Genomic DNA, 14,574 nt, shown 5'->3' on the forward strand with positions numbered 1-14,574 from the left:
TCCGAGCACATGAGCGTCGCGGCGATCATCCTTGGCACCGGCCACCGTGAAGCGATCCCGGAAGCGGTCGAGTTGCTTGGGATTGATGGCAAAGACCATAAAACCATGCTCGAGCAGCATCTCCACCACTGGGCCATGCGGCGTCTCGATTGCCACCGCGATCTGTCCCGGTGCGGCCTTGGTCTTTTCGACCAGCCAATCACACAGCTCCGTCAGTCCGGCTCCACCATGCGCAAAGTCGCGCTGGCCGGCCGGCCGTCCTTCCGCATCCAGCAGGCAAACGCAATGACTCCGCGTTGCCCAATCGATCCCGACGAACCATTGCACGTCCTTGACCATCGTTGGATCTCCTCGCTCTCAAAGCGGGCCAACCGCGATCCTGATCGATCCCTGTACTGGCGCTCTCGGCGCAATGACCTCCTACTGGATCTCGATCGCGGACGTTCCGCTGGGGCGCGGTTCCTACGTGGGTGCTCAAGGCACGGGTGGACAAGGCTGCTCCCGACGGATCGGCCCGAATGGCCAGTCTACACCTCTAGGCCGGCCATGAACGTCAGAAGGGTACAGGGTGGGCAAAAGCGCAAAGCGCCGTGCCCACCGTTCTTCCAAGCTTGTAACAGGTGGTGGGCACGCTCCGCTTTGCCCACCCTACGGCACCGGTGCAAGCCTCAATGCTTCCCCGGCCCCATATAGCCGAACAAGAACCCCGCGACCTTCCGCATCTGGATCTCCTCACTGCCCTCGGTGATGCGGTAACGCCGGTGATGCCGATAAATGTGCTCGAACGGCTTGTGGCGTGAATAGCCCATGCCGCCGTGGACCTGCATGGCGCGGTCGGCCGACTCACAACAAAGACGGTTTGCAATATAGTTGCACATCGAGACACGGTCGGAGAGCGTGCGCTCGATCTGCTCCTCGGTGAGCTGGTCCATCTCCCAGGCGGTCTTGCGGATCAACAGGCGCAGCATCTCGGCTTGGGTCGCAAGCTCAACCAGCGGAAACTGGATCGCCTGGTTCTCGGCAAGCGCCTTGCCGAACGGCTTTCGCTCACGGGCGTATCTGACGCTCTCGTTAATGCAGTAGACGGCAGCGCCCAGCGAGCTCGCGGCCTGGCGGATGCGGTTTTGATGGACAAAGCATTGCGCCAGCGACAGGCCGCGGCCGACCTCGCCGAACAGTGCATCTTCAGGCACGAACACGTCCGTAAAGCTGACACGGGGATGGTCGGTCGGCATGTTGAAGGTCCACATGTATTCCTCGATCCTGACGCCGTGGCTCTTGGCCGGCACCAGGAAGCAGGTGATGCCGCGCGCGTCGCCGTCATTGCCTGACGTCCGCGCGAACAGCGCGCAATGCGTGGCGACATGCATGCCCGTCGTCCACATCTTCTCGCCGTTGATGATCCAGCCCTTGACGTTGTCTCTGACCGCAGGCACCGCACGCGTCTCCATATGCGTGGCGTCCGAGCCGTGATGCGGCTCGGTCAGGCCAAAGGTGATGCGGTACTTGCCCTTGATCGAGCCGTCGATCATCGCCTTCTGGTCGTCGCGGCCGTAGCGGTCGAGCATGGTGACGACGGGGAAGTTGCCGACGATGGAGTGCTCGTTCTGGAGGTCATTGTGGAGGCCAAGGCCCTTCGCGGCAAAATGCTCGCGGATCACCGCCATCCAGAGGTTGGAGCCGTCCTTGCCGCCATATTGCTTGGGCACCGGAAAGCGCAGATGGCCAGCCGCATCGGCAAGGTCTTTCGCCTTGCGCAGCAACGCTTCCCATTCATGCCGTGGCAGGCCGCCATTCTCGAAATCGGTGCGCGCCCATTCGCGGCGATGATCGAAAAAGCGGATGTTGTCGTCGACCTGTTCCAACGGCTTGATTTCGCGCTCGATGAAGCGATCGAGCTCTCCGAGATAGGCGACGAGATCGGCAGGCAGTGAGAAATCCACAGGTTCTCTCCCGGATCGATTTTATCGTTTTGCGTTAAGGCGCTAGGCGCGCTTTTGCTTCGCACGATTAAGGTGAGAAGAGCGCGCGCAAGTCAAGCAAGCCGACGCGTGTGAGGCGCGCAGGGCGCACCCGCGCAATTCGATGGCACTCTCGCGCTGTGGCGCGATAGTATGATTCCAATATTCCTTCACGAGGAAATGCGGGAGCGCGCGATGGAGCTGAAATTTTCAAGGGTGGAACGCAAGGGGCCGATCACGATCGTCACGCTGTCGCGGCCCGAGGTCTACAACGCGCTGCACATCGACGCGCATTTCGAGCTCAACAAGGTGTTCGACGATTTCGCCGCGGACCCCGCGCAATGGGTGGCCGTCGTCACCGGCGCCGGCGACAAGGCATTCTGCGCCGGCAACGATCTGAAATGGCAGGCGGCCGGCGGCAAGCGCGGCTGGGACAAGGGCGGCTTTGCCGGCCTCACCTCGCGTTTCGACTGCGACAAGCCGATCATCGCCGCGGTGAACGGCGTCGCCATGGGCGGCGGTTTCGAGATCGCGCTGGCCTGCGATCTCATCATTGCCTCGGAGAATGCGACCTTCGCCCTGCCCGAGCCGCGCGTGGGCCTTGCCGCACTCGCCGGCGGCCTGCATCGTCTGCCGCGCCAGATCGGCCTGAAGCGCGCCATGGGCATGATCCTCACCGCGCGTCATGTCAGCGCCAGGGAAGGATTTGAGCTCGGCTTCGTCAACGAGGTGGTGCCGCAGGGCGAGGCGCTCGCCGGCGCGCTGCGCTGGGCGGAAATGATCACGAAGAACTCGCCGATGTCGATCCGCGCCTCGAAGCAGACCATCCGGAAGGGCCTCGCCGTGTCGCTCGAGCTGGCGATCGAGGAGCAGCGCGAATATCCGGCCGTGAAGGCGATGGTGGCCTCGCAGGATTACATCGAGGGGCCGAAGGCGTTTTCCGAGAAGCGGCCACCGAAATGGGTGGGGAAGTGACCGCGCTTTGCGCGGTCATTCCGGGGCGCGCCGAGAGGCGCGAGCCCGGAATCCATCAGGCGGCAGAACGCTTGGATGAATAGATTCCGGGCTCGTCGCTGCGCGACGCCCCGGAATGACGGCGGAGAGAGAGGCGCCTGCCTCAACAAGGTCATCGCGAGCGCAGCGAAGCAATCCAGAAATGCCTCCGCGGAAACAGTCCGGATTGCTTCGTCGCAAGGGCTCCTCGCAATGACGGGGAGAGAGCTATCCACCTCGCCCCAGCTCGCGCTTGTAGGACGCATAGTTCGGCTGATCGACGGCAAGCTTGTCCATCGTAGTCGCCCACAGATGCTCGGCGAGGCCAGGCGTTGCGAGATCCATCTCGCCCTTGGCGATGCGCCCGGCGAGCACGCGGTTCAGCTCGGTGACCGAGCCGTCAACACCGAGCAGCGCGCGCAGCCGCTCGACCTCCTTGGCGTCACTCCCCGCCTCCCGCGTCAGCTGTCGCGTAACGAGATCGAGGATGTTGATCGCAACGCGCAGCTTGAAAGCCTGATGGCCCGATATCAGCGGCGTGATGTCGTTGCGGAGGAAATCGGCGACCGCCTTGGTCAGCTCGATCGGTGTCGGCTCGTCCTGCATGACTAATCTCCCCGCGGCGCGAGCAGCCGCAACAGATCGATCTCGGTCTCCGAGGCGCGGCGGCCGATCATGGCGCGCTCCATGGAATGATCCGGCCCCTCGCGGAACCGCTGCATCATGCCGCCGCACATGATGCCCCAGCGCAGCGTCCCCATCACTTCCCAAAACCTGACGCGCGCTGCATCGACCTTGCGGCCGGCAGCCTCATAACCGGCGAACAGCTCCTCGCGGGAGCCAAAGCCGCCGACAGGCTTGTCGATCTCGCCAAAGCGCCATGAGTTCACGCAGACCCAGCCAAGATCTTCCATGGGATCGCCGAGATGGGCGAGCTCCCAGTCCAGCACCGCCCGGACACCGTCGGCCCCGATAATGAGATTGCCGTTGCGGAAATCGCCATGGACCAGCGTCACTTCAGCCGACGGGCCCGGATCGTGGTCGCGCAGCCAGCGCAGCGCAAGCTCGAACACCGGCTTTGGCCAGTTCAGGCTGCGATAGTCGCGATCGAATTCGGAGATCTCCTGCGTCGCGCTGCGGCTCCGCAACCCGGGCAATTTGTCCAGCGGAAGCTGATGCAAGCCCGCGAGCACGCCGCCGATCTGCCGCGCAAGCATTGGCCGCGCCGCCGCGAATTCATCATCGCGGAGAATCTTGCGGGCGATGGTCTCGCCCTCGACCCGCTGCATGATGAAGCCGGTGCCGAGATCGTCGTCCGGCGTCAGCACATGCATCACGCGCGGCGACGGCACGCCGGCCTCGAAGGCCAGCTGCATCAGCTGCGCTTCCGCCGCAAGCCCCGCCGCGCGCGTTGGCGCGGCACCATAGCCCTTCGGCGAACGGCGCAGGATCGCGCCGATCGGGCCGTCGGGATGGCTGATGTCGAAGCGCCAGGTCTCCTGGCTGGCGCCGCCCGACAGCTTTGCCGCGGAGGTAGCGCCGGTTGCGCCCGGACACCAGCGCTGGACGCTGCGGGAAAGCTCCGCCTCGATCATTTGCCTTTGATCATTTGCCGTTGAATTTGGCCGGCCGCTTCTCGAGGAAGGCGCCGACACCCTCGCGGAAATCCTGGGTATCGCCGGCACGGAGCTGACACTGGAATTCGAGATTGAGCTGCTCTTCGAAGGAATTTTCCGGGCTATCCCAATAGAGCTTGCGGATCAGCGACAGCGCGACCGTCGGGCCACTGGCGAGGTCGCGCGCGAGCTTCATCGCCTCCTCCATCAGCACGCCGTCATCATAGACGCGGTTGACGAGGCCCCATTCCAGCGCCTTCTCGGCCGGCAGCCGCTCGCCCATCAGCGACAGTTCGACCGAACGCGCCTTGCCGATCAGCCGCGGCAACAGCCAGGTCGAGCCGCAATCCGGCACGAGGCCGATGCGGCGGAACGCTTGCAGGAAGTAGGAGGAACGTGCGCACAAGATCATGTCGCCGAGCAGCGCGAAGCTCATGCCGGCGCCGGCGGCGGGGCCGTTGACCGCGGTCACGATCGGGCAATGCAGGTTGCGGATGCGGCGCAGGAAGGGATGAAAGCCGGTCTCCAGCGTCAAGCCGGCCTTGGTCTTCTTCGACTGGTTGTTGCGCCCCTGCAGATTCGCTCCCGTACAGAACGCGCGGCCCGCGCCGGTCAGAACGACGCAGCGCACCTCGTCCTTTTTCTCCTCGATCGCGTCGAGCGCATCGGAGAGGCCGCCCAGCATGTCCACGGAGACCGCGTTCATCACCTCCTGGTGGTCGAGCTTGAGGATCGCGACCGCACCATCGAATTCGAGCGTGACATGTTTGAACTGCATGGTTTCCTCGTCAGTTGCGGCGCGATGTTTCGCAGGCCGGAATTTGGTTTGCCGGGGCGCATATTTGATTTTTGGCGCGGTCTTGTCCATGGTGATCATGGCATGGCAAGCAATCTTGCGCGCAGGGGCTGATGCGCGACATACCAAGACGTGTTGCCAAAAACAGGAAACGCGCCATGGACCTTTTCGACCTCACGGGACGCGCCGGCCCTACAGCGTATTGAGATTTCGTAGGGCAGAGGCGCCCTTGCGCCGTGCCCACGCCGTCTAGACGTGGTGGGCACGCTTCGCTTTGCCCACCCTACAGTTCAAAGCGCGGGAGGAAGAAAGACCATGTTCTCACACGTCATGATCGGCACCAACGATCTCGACAAGGCCAAGGCGTTCTACGACGCGCTGCTCGGCACGCTCGACGTGCGTCCGGCCAAGGTCGATGGTCACCGCATCTTCTACTTCACCAGGACCGGCGTGTTCTCGGTGACAAAGCCGATCAACGGCGAGCCGGCGACCTGCGCCAATGGCGGTACCATCGGCTTTGCCGCCAACTCGCCCGAGCAGGTCGATAAGTGGCACGCCGCCGGCGTTGCGGCCGGCGGAACGCCGATCGAAAACCCGCCCGGCATCCGCGAGGGCGCGGGAAACAAGCTCTATCTCGCTTACTTGCGCGATCTGGACGGCAACAAGATCTGCGCGATGCACCGGATGCCGAGCTAGATCGGCGCGCTATCGTAGCCCGGATGGAGCGAAGCGTAATCCGGGGTTGCGCAAAACTGGCTCTGTCCCGGATTACGCTTCGCTCCATCCGGGCTACTCACCCCCATTCAAACAACATTTCAAACGTCTCGCGAAAATTCCATCGCATGGCACGGCCCGCGCGAAAAAATACGCGCTCGCACTTTCGGGGCGCTGCGACTATTCTCCCCGCCAACACGATCAGCGCCCCGGGAGGAACAATGACAAAACACGCCTATATTCCCCGCACCACCAACTACACGCTCAATCCGGGCGATGAGCTCAATGACCTGCGCATGTCGGACCAGGTCCGGCCGCTCTACGATCACGTCAAGAAGTTCATCCGCGAGACGGTCGAGCCGATGTCGATCGAGTTCGCCAAGGCAGGCGAAGGCAAGGAAGACCGCTGGAGCTTTACGCCGAAGCAGCTCGAGGTGCTCGAGGTCGCCAAGAACAAGGCCAAGAAGGAAGGCCTCTGGAATTTCTTCCTGCCTGATGACGAGACCGGCCAGGGCCTGAAGAATCTCGATTACGCCTATATCGCCGCCGAGCTCGGCAAGAGCCCGCTTGCATCCGAGACCATGAATTGCTCGGCGCCCGACACCGGCAACATGGAGGTGCTGGAGCGCGTCGGCACCAAGGAGCAGAAGGAGAAGTGGCTGAAGCCGCTGCTCAACGGCGAGATCCGTTCAGCCTATGTCATGACCGAGCCGAACGTTGCCTCCTCCGACGCCAAGAACATCTCGACCACGGCCAAACTCGTCGGCGACGAATGGGTCATCAACGGCGAGAAGTATTACATCTCCGGCTTAGGCGATCCCCGCTGCAAGATCCTCATCGTCATGGTGAAGACCAATCCGGACGCGGCGCCGAGCAAGCAGCAGTCGCAGATCCTGGTGCCGCGCGATACGCCCGGCGTCGAAGTGCTCGGGCCCATGTACGTGTTCGGCCAGGACCACGCGCCGCGCGGCCACATGCATATGCGCTTCAACAATGTGCGCGTGCCGAAGGAGAACATGCTGCTCGGCGAGGGGCGCGGCTTCGAGATCTCGCAGCTGCGCCTCGGGCCGGGCCGCATCCATCACTGCATGCGAACCATCGGCAAGGCCGAGAAGGCGCTGGACCTGATGGTGCAGCGTGGCCTCACCCGCGAAGCCTTCGGCAAGAAGATCGCCCATCTCGGCGGCAACATGCAGATCATCGCGCAGGCGCGCTGCGAGATCGAGGCGATGCGGCTGATGGTGCTGAAGGCCGCCAAGGCGATGGACGTGCTCGGCAACAAGGAGGCCCGCGTCTGGGTCTCCATGGTCAAGGCCATGGTGCCCGAGCGCGCCTGCAAGATCATCGACCAGGCGATCCAGATGCACGGCGCCACCGGCATCTCGCACTGGACCCCGCTGGCCGAGATGTACCAGGACGTCCGTCACCTGCGCTTTGCGGACGGTCCAGACGAGGTGCACTGGATGGTGGTCGGCCGCCACGAGCTGAGCATGGCGTAGAGGTCTCTCCTCTTCCCGCTCGGGAAGAGCCGTGGGGTTGGGCAGAGGCGCGCTCTGCGCGCGCCGTGCCCACCATCTCGGGCGTCACAAAGTGTGGTGGGCACGCTTTCCCGTTGCCCACCCTACGCGGTTCGAGCTACGTCGCCGGCGCGAGCTTGTCCTGTGTCTTGGTCTCGAAATCGGATGCGTCGTGGCGCTCGTGGAGCTGGCTGGCGGGATCGCCGGAGACACGGTTGACCATGCGGCCGCGCTTCACCGCGGGGCGCTTCGCGATCTCATCGGTCCAGCGCTGCACGTTCTTGTAGTCCTGCACGGACAGGAACTCGCCGGCGCCGTAGACCAGCCCCTTGGCGAGCGCGCCGTACCACGGCCACACCGCCATGTCGGCAATCGTATACTCCTTGCCTGCGAGATATTCGTTGTCGGCCAGACGCCGGTCGAGCACGTCGAGCTGGCGCTTGACCTCCATCGCAAAGCGATCGATGGCGTATTCGATCTTGGACGGCGCGTAGGCGTAGAAATGGCCAAAGCCGCCGCCGAGATACGGCGCGCTGCCCATCTGCCAGAACAGCCACGACATCGCTTCGGTGCGGGTCTTGGTGTCCTTGGGCAGGAAGGCGCCGAACTTCTCGGCGAGGTAGAACAGGATGGAGCCGGATTCGAACACGCGGATCGGCTCGGGGCCGGAGCGGTCCATCAGCGCCGGGATTTTCGAGTTCGGGTTGATGTCGACGAAGCCGCTGCCGAACTGCTCGCCATTGCCTATTCTGATCAGCCACGCATCGTATTCAGCCCCCTTGTGGCCGAGCGCCAGAAGCTCCTCCAGCATCACCGTGACCTTCACCCCGTTCGGCGTCGCTAGCGAATAGAGCTGGAGCGGATGCTTGCCGACCGGCAGTTCCTTGTCGTGGGTGGGGCCGGCAATCGGCCGGTTGATGCTGGCGAACTGACCGCCATTCTCCTTGTTCCAGGTCCAGACCTTGGGCGGCACGTAAGGGGTATCGGTCATGCGAATGCTCCGGCGGAAAGATGCGCCTGCATTAATTAGCCCGCGAATAGCCGATGGCAAGCCCCGCCGGCTCTGCGTCCGGCGCGGGCCTCGGGCCATCGTCATGCAGTCCGGCCGGCCCAGCCTGCGCCGCTGCTGATCTGCCCACTCGACGACATCTTCCGGAGCCGGATGGTTGGTCCACGACGCAACGCCTGCGCGCAAGATGCTCGCCCGAATCCGGCGTGGCATCATTGGCAAGGAAGGCCAGGCGTCGAACGGCCCGCCAAGCCAAACAAGAAGAGCACCACCAAGGCCGCCGGGAGAGGACCATGAAATCGCCGATCTGCGACATGCTGGGCGTCGAGTTCCCGCTGCTCGCCTTCAGCCATTGCCGCGACGTCGTTGCCGCCGTCAGCCGCGCCGGCGGTTTCGGCGTGCTGGGCGCCACCGTTCACACGCCCGATACGCTCGAACGCGAGCTGAAATGGATCGACGATCACGTCGACGGCAAGCCCTATGGCATCGACGTGCTGATCCCGGAGAACATCTCTACATCAGGCGAGAAGCACGTCACCTGGAAGAGCCTGGAAGCGCGCGTGCCGCAGGAGCACCGCGCCTACACGCGCGACCTCCTGAAGAAGTACGACATCGAGCTGACGACGACAGAGGTGGACGACGACCAGCCGCAACCCTTCGATGCCGAGACCGCGCTGGAGCTGCTGAAAGTCTCGTTCAATCATCCGATCCGGCTGATCGCCAACGCGCTCGGCGTGCCGCCCAAGGCCATGATCGAGATGGGCAGGAAGCACAACGTGCCGGTTGCGGCCCTGGTCGGCGCCAAGGAGCACGCGCTGCGCCAGGTCGCGGCCGGCGTCGACATTCTCGTGGTGCAGGGCACCGAGGCCGGCGGCCATTGCGGCGAGGTCTCAACCATGGTTCTGGTGCCTGAAGTGATCAAGGCGATCAAAAAGGTTCGTGATGTGCCGGTGCTGGCCGCCGGCGGCATCATGACGGGACGGCAGATGGCGGCCTGCATGGCGATGGGCGCAGCCGGCGCCTGGACCGGCTCGGTGTGGCTGGCGACAGTTGAATCCGAGACCAGCGAGATCTTTCGCAAGAAGATGATCGCGGCATCCTCACGCGATGCGGTCCGCTCCAAGGGCCGCACCGGCAAGCCGGCGCGGCAGCTTCGCTCGGTCTGGACCGATGCCTGGGACCGCGCCCCCGAAAGCCCGGGCGCGCTGCCGATGCCGCTGCAAAGCATCGTCAGCCGCGACGCCTTCGATTCGATCGACCGGGCAGCTGCCGCCGGGAACGCCAAGGCCCGCGATCTCGTCAGCTATTTCGTCGGCCAGGGCGTCGGATTGATCGACAGCGTGAAATCGGCCGGCGCCGTGGTGCAGGAGTTCAAGGAAGAGTTTGCCGAAGCCATCGAGCACATGAATGCGCTGGTGGCGGAGTAGCATCCACCTCGTCATTGCGAGCGCAGCGAAGCAATCCGGACTGCCTCCGCGAATGAATTTCTGGATTGCTTCGCTGCGCTCGCAATGACGAAACAACTGAGATCGTGAATCTGGATTATGACCGACAAGCCCCCCATCCCCGATCACCACATCCCCGTCATCGTCGGCATCGGCGAGATCGTCGACCGCCCCAAGGAGATCACCGACGGCCTCGAACCGCTCGACCTGCTCGAACGGGCCTTGCAGCGCGCAGAAGCCGACGCCGGCGCAAGGCTGATCAGTGAGGTGCAGTCGCTCGACGTCGTCAACTTCCTGAGCTGGCGCTATCGCGATCCGGAGAGGCTGCTGGCGCAACGGCTCGGCATCACATCGGCGCATTGCTATTACGGCCCGGTCGGCGGCGAGAGCCCGATCCGCTACATCCACGAGGCGGCAAAGCGCATCGCGCGCGGTGAGTGCACGGTAGCTGCCGTCTGCGGCGCCGAGGCGCAATCGACCGCGACGAAAGCCGATCGCGCCGGTGTCAAGCTGCCATGGACACCGTTCGCCCATGACGTCGAAGAGCCCAAGCGCGGCGCAGCGTTCCAGAAGCCCTTGGCGGTGAAGCTCGGCGTATTCCGCCCCGTCACGGTCTATCCGTTCTACGAGGCCGCCTCCTCCGCGCATTGGGGCCAGACCCCGCACCAGGCGATGGCGGAATCCGGCACGCTGTGGTCGCGCTATTCGGAAGCCGCCGCGCAGAATCCAAATGCCTGGCTGAAGCGGCGCTATACGCCTGACGAGATCACGACGCCGACGGCGGAAAACCGGCTGATCGCCTGGCCTTACAACAAGCTCATGGTCGCCAACCCCAGCGTCAACATGGGCGGTGCGCTGTTACTCACCAGCCTTGCCAAGGCGCGCGCGGCCGGGATCGCCGAAGACAAGCTGGTCTATCCGCTTGGCGGCGCTTCGGCCGAGGAGCCGCGCGACTATCTGCTGCGCGACCAGTTTCATGAGAGCCATCCGCAGAACGCCGTGCTGAAGGCCGCGATGGATCTCGCGGGCGGCGACGGCAAGAAGTTCGACGCGATCGAGCTCTATAGCTGCTTTCCGTGCGTGCCGAAGATGGCGCGGCGAACGCTCGGCCTTTCCGCCGACGTACGGCCGACCGTGACCGGCGGCCTCACCTTCTTCGGTGCGCCGCTCAACACCTACATGACGCATGCGGCCTGCGCCATCGTGCGGCGGATACGCGGTGGCGACAAGCTCGGCCTGCTCTACGGCCAGGGCGGTTTTGTTACCAAGCATCACGCGCTGGTCGTGTCGAAGATTGCGCCGCGCGACGCGCTGGCGCAAGAGACGAGCGTGCAAGCCGAGGCCGATCGCAACAAGGGCGCGGTGCCGCAGTTCATCACGGAGGCCTCAGGCAAGGGCAAGGTCGAGAGCTTTACCGTGCTCTATGGCCGCGGCGGAGATGTCGAGCACGGCGTGGTGATGCTGCGGACGGAAGATGACCGGCGCACGCTGGCGCGGATTCCGGCGAGCGACGAGGGCACGCTAGGGCATCTGCTGAACATGGACCGCACGCCGGTCGGCTCGCTCGGCGACATCACGATGGCCGCGGACGGCGTGCCGGAGTGGCGGGTGGCGTAGAACGCGCAGGACCGCTCACGCTGCGCGAACGTTGGTCAGGAATTTGCTGACCTCGTTCTTCAGCCGGCTCGAATCGTTGGACAGCATCTGCGCCGCCGAGAGCACCTGCGAAGAGGCCGTGCCGGTCTCGGTCGCACCGCGCTGCACGTCGGTGATGTTGGAGGAGACTTGCTGGGTGCCCTGTGCCGCCTGCTGCACGTTGCGGGCGATTTCCTGGGTCGCGGCGCCCTGCTCTTCCACCGCGGCCGCAATGGCCGAGGAGATTTCCGAGAGACGCTCGATGGTCGAGGAGATCTCCTTGATGGCGCCGACCGAGTCGCTGGTCGCCGCCTGGATGCCCGAGATCTGCTGGCCGATCTCGCCGGTCGCTTTCGCGGTCTGCTCGGCGAGCGCCTTCACCTCGGAGGCAACCACCGCGAAGCCGCGACCGGCTTCACCGGCGCGCGCGGCCTCGATCGTGGCGTTCAGCGCCAACAGGTTGGTCTGGCCGGCAATGGTGTTGATCAGCTCGACGACATCGCCGATACGCGAGGCGGCCTTGGAGAGCTCGCTGACCCGCTCGGTGGTGGCGCGGGCCTGGCCGACGGCGTCGCCCGCCATCCGCGCCGATTCCTGCACCTGCCGGCTGATCTCGCCGACGGAGGAGGCCATCTCTTCGGTCGCGGAAGCCACCGACTGCACGTTGGTGGAGGCTTCTTCCGACGCAGCGGCAACCGTGGTCGCCATCCGCTGCGAGCGGTCGGCGGTCGAGGTCAGCGTCGAGGCGGAGGCCTCCAGCTGGCTCGAGGCCGACGACACGGTCTGGACGATCTCGCCGATCATGGTCTCGAACTCGCGGGTGATGTTGTCGACACGGCGGCCGCGCTCGATCTTGGCTTCGGCATCGGCGGCGGCTGCCTCGTCGGCCGCCTTCTTGGCGATCAGCGCCTCCTTGAAGACCTGAAGCACGTCGGCCATGGCGCCGATCTCGGTCTTCTCGCCCCGGTGCGGGACTTCGGCGGAGAGATCGCCGCGGCCGAGCGCCTGCATCGGCCGTGTGATCGAGTCGATGCCGCTGGAGACGTCCTGGACGAGGTAGAAGCCGACGCCGATGCCAGCGATCAAGGCAGCCCCGAGGATGACCGCGAGCAGCATGAACGCGAAGGAGTAGCTGTCGGCGGCATCCTTTGCCGCCTGATCACCGCCCTTGGTGTTGAGCTCGATATCCTTCGCCAGGACTTCGTCAGACTTCAGACCGATCTTGTTGACGGTCTTGGTATTCAACTCATGCGCGGCGTGCGGGACCTTGCCAAACTCGTTGCGCGACAATTCCATGACGTCTTCGGCGCCCTTCTGGTATTCGGCCCACAGCTTCGACCACTCGGTATAGAGCGCCCGCTCTTCCGGCGAGGTGATCATCGCCTCGTAGGCCTTTCGGGCCTTACCCAGCGCCTCGGTCACGACCGCCGCAGTCTTTTCCTGCGCCAGCTTATCGTCCAGCGTCTCGGACAGCATGTGCTCGCGAACAACGTTGCGATAGGTGATGACCGCGGCCCGCATCTCGCCCAGCACCCGCACGCTCGGCATCCAACTCGTGGTGATGTCGACGGTATTGGCATTCATCGACCGCATGTTCATGACGGCGAGCAGGCCCATGCCGGCCATTGCGGCCAGCAGGAACGCCACGACACTGATGATCTTGGCGCGGATGGAGATAGTGGCGAGCATAATCAGGTCTCTTGTGCTGGCGCGGGCGCGTCCGGGTGTCTTAAGGATCAACCAAAGGGAGCTGCGCCGACATCTGGCCGAAGACCAAATGCGACGACTCCGCGCCGATAAGGAACCCAAAAGAGATGAACAGCGCGCTAAGAATGCCCTGCGCTCAGCGCATGAGCCTCATCGCATCCGAGAAAAACTCCGGCCCGCCGAAATTGCCTGATTTCAGTGCAAGCAGCATCTCACCTGCGGCAGCGCCAACAGCGCGCAGCACCGGGACGCCCGCGGCGATCTCCACTCCGACGACAAACCCGGGAATCTTTAATCGGTCGACGACAGCCCCGGACGTCTCACCGCCTGCGATGATCAGTCGCCGCACGCCTGATTTCACGAGATTTTCCGCAATGTCGGCCATCGTCTGCTCGATCGCGTGTCCGGCGGCGTCGCGGCCGTGGCGCGACTGAAGGGCAGCGACGTCGGCCGGCGTCGCGCTCGATGCAATCAGCACCGGCCCCTGGGCCAGTCGTTCCCTCGCCCAGTCCAGCGCGCGCTGCGCTTCATTTGTCCCCGTAAGAATACGGTCGGTGTCGAGATGCAGTACCGGCATGACACGTTCGGCATTGGCGATCTGCTGCAGGGTGGCTTGCGAGCAGCTTCCGGCGAGGCACGCCACCTGGCCGCCGACGGCGGCCCCCTGCTCGCTGCTGGCCGCGGCCGACTTGACCTTGCCGGTAGACACCAGCGCACGGGCGAGCCCGAGGCCGATGCCGGAGGCGCCGACCGAGAGCCGATGCTCTGCGGCGACAAGGCCGATGGTCTCGAGGTCGCGGTCGAACACGGCGTCGATGATCGCGGCTCCAATGCCCTTGTCCGAGAATTCGGCAAGCCGGCCGCGCACGGCCTCCGCCCCGCGCGAGAGGGTCGCGAGATCGACGAGCCCGACCTGCGTCTTGCTCTGGCGCGCCAGCACGCGCACCAGGTTGGAATCGCGCATCGGGTTGAGCGGGTGGTCCTTCAGCGGGCTCTCGTTCAGCGGCACGGCGCCGACGAACAGATTGCCCTGATAGACGGTGCGGCCGGTCTCGGGAAAGGCCGGCGTCACCAGCACGACGGCCTCGCCGCAATCGGCACGCAGCGCATCCATGACCGGGCCGATATTTCCGGCATCCGTGGAGTCGAAGGTCGAGCAGATCTTGAACAGCACATGGCTC

Annotated in this window: 14 protein-coding genes; 6 read left to right on the forward strand and 8 right to left on the reverse strand. The window is 64.5% G+C overall.

Annotated elements, in window-relative coordinates:
- Both AOQ71_RS43945 and AOQ71_RS27125 read right to left on the reverse strand, forming a co-directional pair.
- A partial coding sequence (locus AOQ71_RS43945) for an IS110 family transposase (protein ID WP_157083506.1) occupies positions 1 to 339 on the reverse strand: 339 nt, incomplete at its 3' end.
- Positions 340 to 668: 329 nt separating this feature from the next.
- Positions 669 to 1,943, reverse strand: coding sequence for an acyl-CoA dehydrogenase family protein (locus tag AOQ71_RS27125; RefSeq protein WP_057753137.1), 1,275 nt, complete (start codon positions 1,941 to 1,943; stop codon positions 669 to 671).
- Between the two features lie 213 nt (positions 1,944 to 2,156).
- Here AOQ71_RS27125 and AOQ71_RS27130 point away from each other — a divergent pair, with 213 nt between their 5' ends.
- On the forward strand, positions 2,157 to 2,936 hold the full coding sequence (locus AOQ71_RS27130) for an enoyl-CoA hydratase-related protein (protein WP_057753780.1): 780 nt from the start codon (positions 2,157 to 2,159) through the stop codon (positions 2,934 to 2,936).
- 246 nt (positions 2,937 to 3,182) lie between these two features.
- Here AOQ71_RS27130 and AOQ71_RS27135 read toward each other — a convergent pair whose 3' ends face one another.
- Genes AOQ71_RS27135 through AOQ71_RS27145 form a run of 3 tightly spaced genes read right to left on the reverse strand, consistent with a single transcriptional unit; the run spans position 3,183 to position 5,348 of the window.
- Positions 3,183 to 3,560, reverse strand: a complete 378-nt coding sequence (locus AOQ71_RS27135; protein ID WP_057753138.1) for a DUF6285 domain-containing protein — start codon at positions 3,558 to 3,560, stop codon at positions 3,183 to 3,185.
- A 2-nt stretch (positions 3,561 to 3,562) separates the two neighbouring features.
- On the reverse strand, positions 3,563 to 4,549 hold the full coding sequence (locus AOQ71_RS27140; protein WP_057753139.1) for a phosphotransferase family protein: 987 nt from the start codon (positions 4,547 to 4,549) through the stop codon (positions 3,563 to 3,565).
- A gap of 10 nt (positions 4,550 to 4,559) precedes the next feature.
- A complete protein-coding gene (locus AOQ71_RS27145) occupies positions 4,560 to 5,348 on the reverse strand; it encodes an enoyl-CoA hydratase/isomerase (protein WP_057753783.1) in 789 nt (262 codons plus the stop codon).
- Here AOQ71_RS27145 and AOQ71_RS45410 point away from each other — a divergent pair.
- The 3 genes from AOQ71_RS45410 to AOQ71_RS27155 all read left to right on the forward strand — a co-directional run bounded on the left by AOQ71_RS45410 (position 5,334) and on the right by AOQ71_RS27155 (position 7,579).
- A complete protein-coding gene (locus tag AOQ71_RS45410; RefSeq protein ID WP_157083660.1) occupies positions 5,334 to 5,480 on the forward strand; it encodes a hypothetical protein in 147 nt (48 codons plus the stop codon). The two genes, AOQ71_RS27145 and AOQ71_RS45410, sit on opposite strands and share 15 nt — an antisense overlap.
- 201 nt (positions 5,481 to 5,681) lie before the next feature.
- The gene (locus AOQ71_RS27150; RefSeq protein WP_057753140.1) at positions 5,682 to 6,062 is read left to right on the forward strand and encodes a VOC family protein; all 381 of its coding nucleotides are present in this window, start codon (positions 5,682 to 5,684) and stop codon (positions 6,060 to 6,062) included.
- A gap of 239 nt (positions 6,063 to 6,301) precedes the next feature.
- The gene (locus tag AOQ71_RS27155; RefSeq protein ID WP_057753141.1) at positions 6,302 to 7,579 is read left to right on the forward strand and encodes an acyl-CoA dehydrogenase family protein; all 1,278 of its coding nucleotides are present in this window, start codon (positions 6,302 to 6,304) and stop codon (positions 7,577 to 7,579) included.
- A 136-nt stretch (positions 7,580 to 7,715) separates the two neighbouring features.
- Here AOQ71_RS27155 and yghU read toward each other — a convergent pair whose 3' ends face one another.
- On the reverse strand, positions 7,716 to 8,588 hold the full coding sequence (yghU, locus tag AOQ71_RS27160; RefSeq protein WP_057753142.1) for a glutathione-dependent disulfide-bond oxidoreductase: 873 nt from the start codon (positions 8,586 to 8,588) through the stop codon (positions 7,716 to 7,718).
- Between the two features lie 311 nt (positions 8,589 to 8,899).
- Between yghU and AOQ71_RS27165 the strand changes: the two genes are divergently transcribed.
- Together AOQ71_RS27165 and AOQ71_RS27170 are read left to right on the forward strand one after the other, a co-directional pair.
- The gene (locus AOQ71_RS27165) at positions 8,900 to 10,033 is read left to right on the forward strand and encodes a nitronate monooxygenase (RefSeq protein ID WP_057753143.1); all 1,134 of its coding nucleotides are present in this window, start codon (positions 8,900 to 8,902) and stop codon (positions 10,031 to 10,033) included.
- A gap of 117 nt (positions 10,034 to 10,150) precedes the next feature.
- Positions 10,151 to 11,668 (forward strand): acetyl-CoA acetyltransferase, encoded by a 1,518-nt coding sequence (locus AOQ71_RS27170; protein WP_057753144.1) that lies wholly within the window; start codon positions 10,151 to 10,153, stop codon positions 11,666 to 11,668.
- A 15-nt stretch (positions 11,669 to 11,683) separates the two neighbouring features.
- Here AOQ71_RS27170 and AOQ71_RS27175 read toward each other — a convergent pair whose 3' ends face one another.
- Both AOQ71_RS27175 and otnK read right to left on the reverse strand, forming a co-directional pair.
- Complete coding sequence (locus tag AOQ71_RS27175; protein ID WP_057753145.1) at positions 11,684 to 13,375, reverse strand: methyl-accepting chemotaxis protein; 1,692 nt, start codon at positions 13,373 to 13,375, stop codon at positions 11,684 to 11,686.
- A gap of 154 nt (positions 13,376 to 13,529) precedes the next feature.
- On the reverse strand, positions 13,530 to 14,574 hold a 1,045-nt coding region (gene otnK / locus AOQ71_RS27180; RefSeq protein WP_063958310.1), incomplete at its 5' end, for a 3-oxo-tetronate kinase.

The organism is Bradyrhizobium manausense (assembly GCF_001440035.1).
Lineage (GTDB): Bacteria > Pseudomonadota > Alphaproteobacteria > Rhizobiales > Xanthobacteraceae > Bradyrhizobium > Bradyrhizobium manausense.